Here is a 13,705-nt window from a genome sequence, read left to right as displayed (position 1 = left end):
ATTAATCTAATTTATTGATGTAGTAATTTGGATATTTACTTTCGACAAAGGTAAATTGATTTTTTGACAAAGGTTGGTTGGTTTTAAAAGAATTAACCGTTAAAGTGGTTTTTGTTCCTTTTTTACCTATTTCAATTAGATTGTAAATGTGTTTCGTTTGAACGTCAATACCCAGTAAAATCTCTTTTCTCTGGTCTTTACCGTTTAATGGAACTAATTTAACATATTGAATTTTTCTTCCTTTAATATTCTGTACAATATCCATAGAATATTTGTATCCTGAATTAAAAAAAGTTAACATTTTTGAAGGTGTAACAGCATTCTCATCACTGTCATTGAACTTTGAAATCGTGATTTCCTCGTCTTCAGGAACAATGGTGTAGGTTTTTTTCCCATCAAAAATTTTGGTAACGCCCATAAAGTTCAATACATACTGATTGCCTTTTAGGATAACGTTGCCCTTACTATCTTGATTGATGTTTTCCTTTGCGTTATTTAAGGAATATTTGAAATCAATTACAATAGAACTGTAGCTTTTTACCTTAGCACTTACTTGATCCAAAAGTTCTTTTGCTTTTTTATCTTGTGCTTGTATTGAAAAACTCAATAGAAGCAAAGTTGTCAGTAGAAGAAATTTTTTCACAATAGAATTTGATTTGTTTTGTTTTACTTGGTTAGGTTGTAGGCTACAATTTGGGTTGTAAATTGTTGATTTCATGATGCTAATTGTTTTGTTCACTGTTGAAAAATTGATCAAGAGAACTCATATCCAAGATGTTTACACTGCGTGCTTTACTTCCTTCAAAAGGTCCTACAATTCCAGCTGCTTCCAATTGATCAATCAATCTTCCTGCTCTGTTATAGCCCAATTTTAATTTTCTTTGTAGCAATGAAGCCGAACCTTGTTGTGCATTTACAATAATCTCGGCTGCTTCCCTGAACAAAGTGTCTCTTTCGGAAATATCCATATCAAGATTAATGCCACTTTCCTCTCCAATAAACTCTGGAAGTAAATAAGCGGTTGCATATGCTTTTTGGGAACCAATAAATTCGGTAATTTTTTCCACTTCCGGAGTATCAATAAATGCACACTGCACCCTTACAACATCATTTCCGTTGGTATAAAGCATATCTCCACGACCAATTAACTGATCGGCACCCTGAGTATCCAAAATGGTGCGGGAATCAATTTTTGAAGTCACTCTAAAAGCAATTCTGGCAGGGAAATTTGCTTTGATTAGACCCGTAATTACGTTTACAGAAGGTCTTTGTGTTGCTATAATCAAATGTATTCCAATCGCACGGGCTAATTGAGCCAAACGGGCAATAGGAACTTCGACTTCTTTTCCGGCAGTCATAATCAAATCGGCAAACTCATCAACAACTAATACGATATAAGGTAAAAATCGGTGTCCGTTTTCCGGATTCAATTTTCGAGACTTAAATTTATCGTTGTATTCCTTAATATTTCGAACCATCGCATCTTTCAATAACGAATAACGGTTGTCCATCTCCACACAAAGTGAATTCAAGGTGTTCACCACTTTTGCATTATCGGTGATAATGGCATCGTCTAAATCCGGTAGTTTTGCCAAATAATGTCTTTCGATTTTATTGAATAAAGTCAGTTCGACTTTTTTAGGATCAACCAATACAAACTTAACTTCTGCAGGATGCTTTTTGTATAAAAGAGAAGTCAGGACGGCATTCAAACCAACCGATTTTCCTTGTCCTGTAGCTCCTGCCATCAATAAGTGAGGCATTTTGGCCAAATCCACAACAAATGTTTCATTAGAAATGGTTTTTCCCAATGCAATTGGTAATTCCATTTCAGCTTCTTGAAATTTGGCTGAACCAATAACACTTTTCATAGAAACCATTGTAGGATTCTTATTTGGAACCTCGATACCGATTGTTCCTTTTCCAGGAATAGGAGCAATGATACGAATACCCAATGCAGAAAGTGACAACGCAATATCGTCTTCTAAACTTTTGATTTTTGAAATACGGATTCCCGCTTCCGGTACAATTTCATAAAGCGTAACCGATGGACCAACGGTAGCTTTAATCTGTGCGATTTCAATTTTATAATTGCGGAGTGTGTCAACAATCCTGTTTTTATTTTCTTCTAATTCTTCCTGGTTAATAGTAATTCCTCCGGTAGAATATTCTTTTAATAAATCAATTGTTGGGTATTTGTAATTGGATAAGTCTAAAGTTGGATCGAATAATCCAAAATTAGCAACCAGGCGAGAAGCTAAATTTTCTTCAATGATATCTTCTTCTTCTGCTTTTTCAATTACAAAATCTTCGTTAGCATGTGGAATGTTTGCAACCACAGGAGTAATTTCCATAGGCAGTGGCTTCACAACAGGGTCCAAATTGATTTCAGAAGAATTATTAATCGTCGGCTTTAAAGCTTCTTTATTAATTTCGAATTGAGAACCGTTCGTTTTTAAATGAATTCCATCCAATTCCTCATCTTCAGCAACTGCAAATTCTTCTAAATTATAGCTGCTATCGTTTGTTGTGAAAGGATTAACGGCTAAATCGGTTTTGATCTCTTTTTTGGTGTTTTCAAAAAAAGCTTGAATTTTTTCAGGAGAGATTTTAATTTTAAAAATCAAATAGATAATTAAACCAAAAATCAAAAGCAGTAAAGTTCCTGTTTTTCCAATATAATCCTGGGAAAACAAATTCAGTTCATACCCAATTGTTCCCCCTAATTCCGGTACAGAAGTGGCAAAAAAGCCAAACAAAACGGACAGGACGATAATCACAAATAAGTCCCAAAACCAGATGTTTTTCAACTTTTTTAGAGAAAGCTCCAAAATCAGAAATACTCCGGTCAGGAAAAACAAACGGACAAAAATGAAAGCGGCCACACCAAAACCTTTATAAACAATCAAATCAGCCAAAAAAGCACCAAATTTACCCAACCAGTTCTGAACCGTTTCTGAACGATCAGTCAATTGTGCTACAGCGCTTTGATCTGTTTGACCATAAATATAAAAGGAAACGAAAGCAAGTAATAGTGCCACTGAAAATAATACTAAAAGACACCCCAAAACAATCTTATGTTGTTTGGTCATTTGCCATGATTTTGTTGTCTCAGATTTAGGATCAGTTTTTTTATCTGAAGGTGTTGCTTTTGTTGTTTTTGCCATTCCTAATTGTAAATAGTACTTATAAAATTATTGGTAGATAAATGATTAAACCGATTATTATTGCAGTTATGGCCGCAAAAAAAACGGCTCCAGCAGCAATGTCTTTAATAAATCCGATTCGTTCATGGTAATTTGGATGTATAAAATCGGCTATTTTTTCAACAGCAGTATTTAGGCCTTCTATACTCATGACGAAACCAATTGCGAAGGTTTGAAAAAGCCATTCGGTTTTGGAAATATCAAAATAGAAACCGGCAATAGTCATTACTATACCGAGACCAAACTGAACCATCACACTGTGTTCCGTTGTGATTAATTTTATCGCTCCTTTTAAAGCATAGCTCACACTTTTGAGTCTTCCGCTAACGAAGCTGTTGTCTTTTTGAAATTCCATTAACTAATTTATAGATTAGAGTACCGCTAAGGCTGCTTCATAATTTGGTTCATCTGCAATTTCAGCAACTTGTTCCGTATGGATAATAGTACCATTTTCATCTGCGACGATTACAACTCTCGAATGTAAACCGGCTAATGGACCATCTACAATTTCTAATCCATTGATCTTTCCGAAACTACCGTCTTTGAAATCAGATAAATTAACTACATTTTCAAGACCTTCAGCTCCACAAAAACGTTTTTGGGCAAATGGTAAATCTTTTGAAATACACAATACAGTTGTGTTTTCTAGTTTGCTGGCACTTTCGTTAAATTTTCTAACGGAGGTAGCACATGTTCCAGTATCAATACTAGGGAAAATATTCAACACTAATCGTCTACCTAAGAAATCATTGAATGATGTAGTAGAAAGGTCGTTTTTTACTAATTTAATGTCAGTTAGTTTCGTACCTGTTTTTGGTAATTCACCTGAAGTGTTTATTGGATTTCCGCCTAATGTTAATTTTGCCATAGTGTTAGTTTTTTTATGAGGTTCAAAAGTATGAAAATTATTTAAGATTTTGTCCCGAAACTTCGGGATTAAGTTTAAGATTTTGGAGTAGGATTTAAAGCATTCCGGCAGAAGCCTTTTTTTAATTTGTAACAAAAAAACACACTCGTTGCGGAGTGCGTTTTGCAAAATTATCACGTAATTATTTGATTACATCCCATAGATAAGGGCGAAATTACGGTATTATTTATCTATTGAGCCAAGAACTCGTTTCATAAAAGTATTTAAAGCCTCTTTTTTATCGGTTCCTTCTTTGACTAATTTGTGTACTTCCAACGCACCATACATATTAGAAATTAATTCGCCTATAACATCCAACTCTTCGTCTTTTAAAGACGAGATTTCAGTCATTGCTTCCAAAACTTCTATAGTTTCAATGATATAATCTTGATCGTTTTCTTCAATAAACTGTGTTAAATGCTTGATTACAGGTAATTTCATTTTTTAGATTTTTAGATTACTGGATTATTGGATTTTTAGATAAAGATTAAAAAATCTAACAGTCTAAAAATCAAACAATTTAATTAGACGATCTCGTTTACTAGGTCGATTAAAACTTCTTGTTTGTTGGTTTGTGTTTCGTTTACCAATTTACCATTCACGAAAGTAGCAAAAGTAGGTAAGTTACTTACATTGGCTAATTTTCTTGATTCCGGAAAATTTTCAGCATCTACAAGAGCAAAAGTGATTGCTTCGTTTTCTGTAGCCAATTTTTTGAATTTTGGTTTCATAATACGACAATTTCCACACCATGAAGCAGAAAACTGAACAACAACTTTTTCGTTTTTTGTAATTAAATCAGCTAATGTATCTTCGTTTAATTCGATTAACATAATTTGTGTTTTAAAAGGTTCAAAGTGACAAAGATTCAAAGCTTCAGAGTTTTCGAAAATTCGAAAATCTTGGTAGCAGAAAACTTTGCTACTCTGAGTCTTTGAACCTTTGAAACTTTTTTTTATTAGTTTAAGCTTAAGTATTCGGCAGTACTTTTTCTGTCAGCGCTCATTGCTTCTTTTCCAGCTTCCCAGTTTGCAGGACAAACTTCACCTTTTTCTTGAATGTGTGTATAAGCATCAACCATACGTAAATATTCATTTACATTTCTTCCTAATGGCATGTCATTTACACTTTCGTGGAAAATTTTTCCAGTCTCATCAATTAAGTAAGTTGCTCTGTAAGTCACGTTAGATCCTTCAATCATTACTGAATCAGTTTCTTCACTGTAGCTTGTAGATTCTACGTCTAAAATTCCAAGAATGTTAGACAAGTTTCTGTTAGTATCAGCAAGAATTGGATAAGTTACACCTTCTATACCACCATTGTTTTTTGGAGTATTCAACCATGCAAAGTGAACTTCGTTAGTATCACATGATGCACCGATTACGATTGTGTTTCTTTTAGTGAATTCAGGTAAAGCTGCTTGAAACGCATGTAATTCAGTTGGACAAACGAATGTAAAATCTTTTGGGTACCAAAACAATAATACTTTCTTGTTGTTTTTTGTTGCTTCTTCGAAAATGTTGATTTTCAAATTATCACCCATTTCTGAAATGGCATCTACTGAAATACTTGGGAATTTTTTTCCTACTAATGACATATTTATTTAATTTAAGTTATTCTTTTTTGATGGTGCAAAAGTAACTCAAACTAAAATATTCTTTTGATAAGATTTGATTATAAATATTTATATAAGAATAAATTTAGATTATAATGCATTTCTTTTATTCTCTAAATGAGTGCTATAGATTGCTAATAACTACTGGTAAACTTCCTTTGCAGTTCGTGTTTTTTTGTAATTGTTCAGCAGCGATTTCTTGAAATTCATTAAAATCCTGATACATTTCAATAATTCCTGAAGTAAATTCTAAATTTGGAATAAGCTGTAAGGAATATGGGTTACCAAAAACATATAAAATGCATTTTTTAGAGGTAAATAACCGTCCTAGAAATTCCAAAACACTTTTTTCAATATCAAAATTGTTGAGCGGTTTTGCCTTTGGAACAAATAAAGAAACAATTATAGTATCGAAATTTGCCAGCTTTTGTTCTATTTCCAAAATTGAATTGTTGTCACCTATAGCTATTGTAAATTCAGCAGAAGAAAGGGCTGGGGATAGGTTTTTAAAAAAAGTATTATCCGTATTTTTATAGATACTTATTTTGGCTAAAGAATTATTGTCTTTAGCATTAAAAACAACCTTTGTATTGCCGGTATCTTTTATTTTTGTAATACAGCTTTGAGCAATTTTTCGGTTTAATTGTGTTGTGGTTTCTAAGTCAAAATCAAGATTGGAAAATTTTGGAAAAATGTTGTCCTCGTTTAAAATTCCAGCCTTTTGTTTGCATTTCCACAAACGTTCAAAACTGGCTTCAATTCGTTCAGGACTTGCATTCTTAAGAATTTCGTGAATTCCTTCGGCTACATTTTCGGCAAAGCACAACACATCATTTCCTGCGTTAAAAGCTTCCCATTCTAAGACTCCTTTTTTATCGTATAATTTTGAAACACTATGCATATTCAAAGCATCTGAAATTACCAGACCTACATATCCTAATTCCTTTCGCAGCAGGTTTTCAATGATTGGTTTTGATAGAGTGGCGGAAGTGTTTTTTCCATCATTAAGAGCTGGAACAGCCAAATGACCAATCATAATGGAATCAACGTTGTTTTCGATTCCTTTAATAAACGGGTACAATTCGTTCGCCATTAATTCCTCTAAATTTTCTTCTAAAATGGGAAGTCCTAAATGCGAATCTACATTGGTGTTTCCGTGTCCGGGAAAATGTTTGAGACAGCCTAAAATTCCAACATCTGACATTCCTTTTAAATATTCTAAAGCAAAATGCGCTACTTTTTCTTTGTTTTGACCAAAAGAACGATAACCAATAACCGGATTATTTGGATTGTTGTTGATGTCTGCCAAAGGAGCCAAATTATAATGAATACCAGCTGATTTTAAGTCTAAACCTATTTGTCTGCCTACTTCATACACCAAATGGCTTTCGTTTTCCGGCAAAGCACCTAAAGTAATAGCGTATGGATATTGTGGTGTTTTTTCGACACGCATGGCCAATCCCCATTCTGCATCAATGCTCATCAATAAGGGAGTGCTGGCACACTTCTGGTAGCGAATAATAAGTTCTTTTAGTCGAAGGTAACTATCATCGTTTAAAACTACTTTTTTCTTGGTTTCGTAATTGGTGGCGGCACTGGCTCTGCTGTGAAAAAAGGTAAGTCCACCAATATTGTAATCTCTAATTAATCGTTCGGTTTCTTGAATGTTTTCTTCGGTATCGTTGATGAAAACAGCTGGAAAAAAGAATTGTCCTATTTTTTGTTCTAATGTCATTTTGAGCTTTTTTCTGAGTCTCTCTCTCTTAAGAATTTTTGAAATTGATGCTCGCAAAGACGCAAAATGAAACGGACATCAATGTTCTTAAATAGATGAAATTTTATTATTAAAATCCAAATGTATATTTAGTATTCTCTCTTTGCGTCTTAGCGACTTTGAAAGTACAATAATAATTATTGCAAGAATTTAAACTTTGGTTTCCGCTGCTTTCTTCCCAAAATCAGGCGGGAATATTAAAAAGCGAGAAAGAATCAATCCGGGAATTGTTGCCAAAAATACCCATATGAAGAAATTTCCGTATCCCAAATATTCCTGAATATAACCACTCAGCATTCCGGGAAGCATCATTCCTAGAGCCATAAAGCCAGTTGCGATAGCGTAGTGCGAGGTTTTTGATTCACCTTCGGCAACATAAATTAAGAACATCATAAAGGCTGCAAAACCAAAACCGTAACCAAATTGCTCAGCAATTACTGCAATGTAGATGTATATTTCTGATTGAGGATGAAAATGTGATAACAATATAAACCCTAAAATAGGCAAGTGCATGATTAAGATCATGGGTAACATCCATTTTCCTAAACCTTGTCTTGAAATGGCTATTCCACCTAAAATCCCACCAACTACCAATGCGCTAACACCAAATGTTCCATAAATAATGCCCACATCTTCTGTGGTTAATCCCATCCCGCCTACATCTTTAGGATCAATTAAAAAAGGAGTTAACATCTTCAGTAATTGCGATTCTCCTAATCGGAATAATAAGATAAAGGCTAAAACAATCCCAATTTGTTTTTTCATGAAAAAGGTACCGAATACCGTTAGAAAGTTTTGGTCTTTCTTTTCTGCGATGGCAGTTGCCGGTATGTCCTGATCTGATTTTGGAGTTGCATAATAGTTATAAATGGTAATCAGCGCCATTAATGCACCGACAGTGATCATCGTATATGACCAGGCTTTGGTCTTGTCTGCATATAAATGTTCCAAATATCCTCCTAAAATTACGATGAACCCTTGCCCTGTAATCATAGAAAGCCTGTAGCAAGTACTTCTGATACCCAAGAAAAAGGATTGCTGGTCTTTGGATAAAGACAATAAATAAAAGCCGTCACTGGCCACATCATTAGAAGCAGATGCGAAAGCGGCTACCCAAAAAATGGCCAATGTCATTATGAAGAAATTGTTCAAAGGCACAGTCAGTCCCACTGTCAAAAATGCGAGGGAAATAAGTAATTGCATGGATAAAAACCATTTCCGTTTGGTGCTGTACAATTCTATAAAAGGGCTCCATAGTGGTTTTATAACCCAAGGCAGATACAATAAACTGGTATAAATTCCGATGTCTTCATTGTTGATTCCTAGGTTTTTATACATTATTACCGAAACTGAAATAATAATTACATAAGGGAAGCCTGAGGCGAAATTCAATAGGGGAATCCATAACCAAGGTCTATTGTCTATCTTCATATTTTAATACGCGTTAATTCGTTTTTGTTTGTGTTGCTAAATCGAAAATGGTACCCACACTCTCATTTCCGTAAAAATCAATGAATGTAATGGCACAGGTCAAATTTGTATCCAATTTATATTCAGGAATACATATAGAAATTGTATCACTTTTTTCTTGGAAAGCAATTTTATCAATAATTTGACTTGGATCATTCACGTCAATTTGCGCAACATTTTTTGCACTATAAACGACAATATAGCGTATTTTACTATTTAAGGGATATTTTAGATTAATAGCATAAAAACTGTTGTCTTTTACTATCGAATTTATTGTTGGAACATCAATTACTATCTTTTTTAAATTCGGAACGGCAGATGGAAGCGCTGGATATCTGTATTGGTTTTCTGATAATAATTGGGCGACATCCTGATTTTTATTCATAAACCATTTGGCACTGAAATAAGCATTTCCCTGCACATTGGTAAAAGTTCGGGTAAAATCAATTTGATTAGGTATTTCATTCGGATGATTCCATCTTTTATCTCCGTCGGATCGTATTTTGTAGGTACTGTTTCCAACATAGATAGCCGTGTTTTTTGAATTTTCAGACCACCATTTCAATAATTTGGAATAGGACGCTTTCGGATGGTCTAAACTCCAATACAATTGAGGTAAAATATAATCAATCCAGTTATTATCCATCCAAGCTAATGGATCGGCATACAAATCATCATAATTGGTCTGACCTGATTGAGTATCAGAGCCTTTAGGATCTACAGATTTGTTTCGCCAAACCCCAAAAGGGCTGATGCCAAATTGTACCCATGGTTTACAACTTTTTATAGTTGAAGAAATATTTTTGACAAAATGACTCACATTAGAACGTCTCCAATCGGCTAAACTAAGCCCGTTTCCATATTTTTCGAAGGCGGCGGTATCGTTAAATTTTTCCCCATTAATAGTATAGGGATAAAAGTAATCATCAAAGTGTATTGCGTCGATGTCGTAATTCTTAACCACCTCTTCGACGATTGCTGTCAAATGATTTTGAACTTCAGGCAATGCAGGATTGTAATAATATTTGCCTCCATATTTTACCATCCAATCCGGATGTTTGAAAAAGTCATGTGTTGGGCTTAAAGTTTCTGTTTTTAAGTCGAATGTGGCACGAAAAGGATTCAACCAAGCATGAAATTCAAAACCTCTGGCATGCGTTTCTGAAATCATCCATTCCAAAGTATCGAAATAGGGTGCAGGAGCCTGGCCTTCTTTTCCAGTCAAATAACGGGACCATGGTGCCAGTTGGGAAGGATAAAAAGCATCGCCAATACTTCTGATCTGAACGATTACGGCATTATAATTTAATTTTTTATAGGTATCTAAAATTTCAATAAAATCAGCTTTTTGTTGTTCAACGGAGTCTGTACCATTTTTTGGCCAGTCGATGTTGACTACTGTTGCTATCCAAACCGCCCGAAATTCATTTTTAGGGTACAAGATTTTACTTTGCGCATTTCCAGTCAGAAACGACAACAAAAATAATACTAGTACTATCGTTAAGGATCTAATCTTAATCATTTTAATAGGATAATTTATAAAGGCACCAAAAATAGTTTTTTTAATGAACTATATTAGATAAAATTTTGATAAAATTAGCTTTTGTTTGCTAATAGAAGGTTCTCTGTTACTTAACTTAAAAGTAAAGATATAAATGAATGTAGTAATGACAATTACAATTTATGGTGTTTTCTTATTTCATTTAATAAATTTTCCACAGCTATAATTTTTATATTTGTCGATTGATGCTGTTTAAGCACATATAAAATTAAGCATAATTTCGTAGTAGCCATGTTAAATTCTTTACAATTAAAGCAATTATCCCAATCATTGGAAGGTACCCTTTTATATGATGAACTTCATAAAACTATCTATTCCACTGACGCTTCTGTATATAAAATCAAGCCCATAGCTGTTGCCTTGCCAAAGACGGTTGAAGACATCAGTACATTGATTCGTTTTGCCAATGCCAATAAAATTTCGCTAACCCCCAGAACGGCAGGAACTTCTTTAGCAGGTCAAACCGTAGGAAGCGGTATTATTGTGGATGTTTCCAAATATTTCACCAAAATTGTCTCTTTTGATGCGGAGAAAAAAACGGTTACTGTTCAGCCAGGCGTTATTAGAGATGAGTTGAATTTGTTTTTAAAACCTCACGGTTTGTTTTTCGGACCTAATACTTCTACCTCCAATCGTTGTATGCTAGGAGGAATGGTAGGAAATAATTCTTCGGGAACCACCTCGATACGTTATGGAGTTACACGTGATAAGATAGTAGCTATTAAAGCCATTTTAAGTGACGGTTCGCCCGTTGTGTTTAAGGAACTGACTTCTGCCGAATTTTTAGAAAAAACTAAAGGAAATTCTCTTGAAAACAAAATATACAAAACTATTTACGATGAACTTTCTAATGTTGAAACACAAAAAGAAATTGTAAAAGAGTTTCCAAAGCCGGAAATTCATAGACGTAATACTGGTTACGCAGTCGATTTGTTATTAAAATCGGAATTGTTTGGTGGAACTGAAAAGACCATAAATCTCGGAAAATTGCTTTGCGGGAGTGAAGGAACTTTAGCTTTTACCACTGAAATCACTTTAAAAGTAGATGATTTGCCTCCGACCAATAATGTGATGGTGGTAGCGCATTTTCACACTATAAAAGAAAGTTTGGAGGCTGTAGTTACTGCTATGAAGCATCATTTATACACTTGTGAAATGATGGATGATACCATACTGAATTGCACCAAGACAAATAGAGAACAATCAAAAAACAGATTTTTTATACAAGGTGATCCAAAAGCGGTTATCATGCTTGAAGTGGCCTCTCATAACATGGAAGATGCCGAAAGACAGGCTGATGCTTTAATAGCTGATTTGAAAAAAAATAATTTCGGATATGCTTTGCCTAAAATTTATGGATCGGATATCGATAAAATTAATGAATTGCGAAAAGCAGGACTCGGGCTTTTGGGAAGTATTGTTGGTGATGATAAAGCAGCTGATTCCATTGAAGATACAGCAGTTGAATTGAATGATTTACCCAATTATATTGCGGAGTTTGCTGCTATGATGCAAAAATATGGCCAGGAAGCTATCTATTATGCGCACGCAGGAGCAGGGGAATTGCATTTGCGACCTGTTTTGAATTTGAAGAAAAAAGAAGATTTAAAACTTTTTAGAATTATTGCTACGGAAGTAGCTGTTTTAGTAAAAAAATATAGAGGTTCACTGAGTGGCGAACATGGGGATGGAATTGTGCGAGGCGAGTTTCTTCCTTATATGATTGGAGAAAGCAATTATGAATTATTAAAACGAATCAAATCAGCATTTGACCCGAATTCTATATTGAATAAAGGTAAAATTGTGGATACCCCAAAAATGGACGAAAATCTTCGCATGGTGGCGGGTAGAGTGGAGCCCGATATTCAAACTATTCAGGATTTCTCGGACAGTATGGGAATTTTGAGAGCGGCAGAAAAGTGTAATGGTTCCGGTGATTGTAGAAAATTACCTTCAGCAGGAGGAACTTTATGTCCAAGTTATCGCGCGACTAGAAACGAAAAAGATACCACCCGAGCCCGGGCAAATGCTTTGCGTGAATACCTTACCAATTCGGATAAAGAGAATAAATTCAACCACGAAGAGCTTTATAAAGTTTTTGAGTTGTGTGTAAGTTGTAAAGCCTGTGCCAGCGAATGTCCTAGTAATGTAGATGTTGCGGCCTTGAAAGCAGAGTTTTTATACCAATACCAAAAAGCGAATGGTTTTTCTGTTCGCAATAAGATTTTTGCTTATAATGCCAAGATGAACCAGCTGGGAAGCAAAGTACCGGGGATTACGAATTTTGTATCGAATCTGAGTTTTGTAAAAAAAGTTATGGGTGTCGCTCCAAAAAGGGAAGTGCCACTGTTGGCTAAAACCACTTTCAGAAAATGGTATGAAAGCAATAAGAAGAAGACGCAAAGCGATTTTGCTGTTAATGGAAAAGTTTATTTATTCTGCGATGAGTTTACCAATTATTATGATGTTCCAGTAGGAATTGATGCCTATGAATTGTTGACAGAATTGGGCTATGAAGTGATTCTGGTTGATCACGAAGAGAGTGGAAGGGCTTTTATTTCAAAAGGATTTTTGGAGGAAGCTCAGGCTGTAGCCAATAAAAACGTGAAGATTTTTGGGACCATTGTTTCAGATGAGTGTCCGTTGATAGGAATTGAACCATCGGCAATATTGACTTTCAGGGACGAATACCTTCGATTGGTAAAAGACAAAACAACAGCGCTAACATTGTCTAAAAACGTATTTACCATTGAAGAATTTTTCAAAAGAGAAATCACTTCCGGTAAAATTCATTCTGGACAATTTTCTGATATAAATAAGGAGATAAAGATTCATGGGCATTGCCATCAAAAATCATTAAGTACTGTGGAAGCTACTTTTGCTATGTTGAATTTACCCCAAAATAGTTCTGTTACCATTTACAATTCAGGATGTTGCGGCATGGCAGGTTCTTTTGGCTATGAAAAAGAACATTATGACATTAGTATGCAAATGGGAGAAGATACTTTGTTTCCAAAAGTTAGGGCTACTGCCGAAACGGTCGCGATTGCTGCTGCAGGAACCAGTTGTCGTCACCAGATTTTTGATGGAACTAATAGAAAAGCATTGCATCCTGTTACTGTTTTGAAATCTTGTTTGAAACATAAAGGCTAGTTTTGCTTTATAAAATTCA

At 34.7% G+C, this 13,705-nt stretch carries 11 protein-coding genes; 1 reads left to right on the top strand and 10 read right to left on the bottom strand.

Annotated elements, in window-relative coordinates; translation table 11 throughout:
- Position 1: 1 nt before the first annotated feature.
- The 10 genes from lolA1 to ABEB23_RS04220 all read right to left on the bottom strand — a co-directional run bounded on the left by lolA1 (position 2) and on the right by ABEB23_RS04220 (position 10,494).
- The gene (lolA1, locus tag ABEB23_RS04265) at positions 2-643 is read right to left on the bottom strand and encodes an outer membrane lipoprotein periplasmic chaperone LolA1 (protein WP_348811874.1); all 642 of its coding nucleotides are present in this window, start codon (positions 641-643) and stop codon (positions 2-4) included.
- Between the two features lie 79 nt (positions 644-722).
- Positions 723-3,167 (bottom strand): DNA translocase FtsK, encoded by a 2,445-nt coding sequence (locus ABEB23_RS04260; RefSeq protein WP_348811160.1) that lies wholly within the window; start codon positions 3,165-3,167, stop codon positions 723-725.
- Positions 3,168-3,186: 19 nt separating this feature from the next.
- Positions 3,187-3,561 carry a diacylglycerol kinase family protein gene (locus ABEB23_RS04255; protein WP_348811159.1) on the bottom strand — a complete coding sequence of 125 codons (375 nt, stop codon included), beginning with the start codon at positions 3,559-3,561 and terminating at the stop codon, positions 3,187-3,189.
- A 15-nt stretch (positions 3,562-3,576) separates the two neighbouring features.
- Positions 3,577-4,074 carry a thiol peroxidase gene (gene tpx / locus ABEB23_RS04250; protein ID WP_348811157.1) on the bottom strand — a complete coding sequence of 166 codons (498 nt, stop codon included), beginning with the start codon at positions 4,072-4,074 and terminating at the stop codon, positions 3,577-3,579.
- Between the two features lie 222 nt (positions 4,075-4,296).
- Positions 4,297-4,554: a DUF6952 family protein gene (locus tag ABEB23_RS04245; protein ID WP_348811156.1), complete on the bottom strand. Its 258-nt coding sequence runs from the start codon at positions 4,552-4,554 to the stop codon at positions 4,297-4,299.
- A gap of 83 nt (positions 4,555-4,637) precedes the next feature.
- Entirely contained in the window at positions 4,638-4,946 is a 309-nt protein-coding gene (locus tag ABEB23_RS04240; RefSeq protein ID WP_348811155.1) for a thioredoxin family protein, read from the bottom strand.
- Between the two features lie 125 nt (positions 4,947-5,071).
- A complete protein-coding gene (locus tag ABEB23_RS04235; RefSeq protein ID WP_348811154.1) occupies positions 5,072-5,710 on the bottom strand; it encodes a peroxiredoxin in 639 nt (212 codons plus the stop codon).
- Positions 5,711-5,852: 142 nt separating this feature from the next.
- The gene (locus ABEB23_RS04230; protein ID WP_348811153.1) at positions 5,853-7,463 is read right to left on the bottom strand and encodes a glycoside hydrolase family 3 protein; all 1,611 of its coding nucleotides are present in this window, start codon (positions 7,461-7,463) and stop codon (positions 5,853-5,855) included.
- Positions 7,464-7,652: 189 nt separating this feature from the next.
- Positions 7,653-8,933 carry an MFS transporter gene (locus tag ABEB23_RS04225; protein WP_348811152.1) on the bottom strand — a complete coding sequence of 427 codons (1,281 nt, stop codon included), beginning with the start codon at positions 8,931-8,933 and terminating at the stop codon, positions 7,653-7,655.
- A 13-nt stretch (positions 8,934-8,946) separates the two neighbouring features.
- Positions 8,947-10,494, bottom strand: a complete 1,548-nt coding sequence (locus ABEB23_RS04220; RefSeq protein WP_348811151.1) for a glycoside hydrolase family 10-like protein — start codon at positions 10,492-10,494, stop codon at positions 8,947-8,949.
- Positions 10,495-10,764: 270 nt separating this feature from the next.
- Between ABEB23_RS04220 and ABEB23_RS04215 the strand changes: the two genes are divergently transcribed.
- Positions 10,765-13,686, top strand: coding sequence for an FAD-binding and (Fe-S)-binding domain-containing protein (locus ABEB23_RS04215; protein ID WP_348811150.1), 2,922 nt, complete (start codon positions 10,765-10,767; stop codon positions 13,684-13,686).
- Positions 13,687-13,705: the final 19 nt, after the last annotated feature.

It is taken from the genome of Flavobacterium maritimum (genome assembly GCF_040049085.1).
GTDB lineage: Bacteria > Bacteroidota > Bacteroidia > Flavobacteriales > Flavobacteriaceae > Flavobacterium > Flavobacterium maritimum.
The sequence above is the reverse complement of the archived record's forward strand: the minus strand, read 5'-3'. Positions and strand labels throughout refer to the sequence as shown.

Excerpts from the sequence above, each read along its gene's own strand:
- ABEB23_RS04215 (WP_348811150.1), top strand. The coding sequence starts at position 10,765 with ATGTTAAATTCTTTACAATTAAAGCAATTATCCCAATCATTGGAAGGT.
- ABEB23_RS04225 (WP_348811152.1), bottom strand. The coding sequence starts at position 8,933 with ATGAAGATAGACAATAGACCTTGGTTATGGATTCCCCTATTGAATTTC.
- ABEB23_RS04255 (WP_348811159.1), bottom strand. The coding sequence starts at position 3,561 with ATGGAATTTCAAAAAGACAACAGCTTCGTTAGCGGAAGACTCAAAAGT.
- ABEB23_RS04220 (WP_348811151.1), bottom strand. The coding sequence starts at position 10,494 with ATGATTAAGATTAGATCCTTAACGATAGTACTAGTATTATTTTTGTTG.
- tpx (WP_348811157.1), bottom strand. The coding sequence starts at position 4,074 with ATGGCAAAATTAACATTAGGCGGAAATCCAATAAACACTTCAGGTGAA.
- ABEB23_RS04230 (WP_348811153.1), bottom strand. The coding sequence starts at position 7,463 with ATGACATTAGAACAAAAAATAGGACAATTCTTTTTTCCAGCTGTTTTC.
- ABEB23_RS04240 (WP_348811155.1), bottom strand. The coding sequence starts at position 4,946 with ATGTTAATCGAATTAAACGAAGATACATTAGCTGATTTAATTACAAAA.
- ABEB23_RS04245 (WP_348811156.1), bottom strand. The coding sequence starts at position 4,554 with ATGAAATTACCTGTAATCAAGCATTTAACACAGTTTATTGAAGAAAAC.
- ABEB23_RS04260 (WP_348811160.1), bottom strand. The coding sequence starts at position 3,167 with ATGGCAAAAACAACAAAAGCAACACCTTCAGATAAAAAAACTGATCCT.
- ABEB23_RS04235 (WP_348811154.1), bottom strand. The coding sequence starts at position 5,710 with ATGTCATTAGTAGGAAAAAAATTCCCAAGTATTTCAGTAGATGCCATT.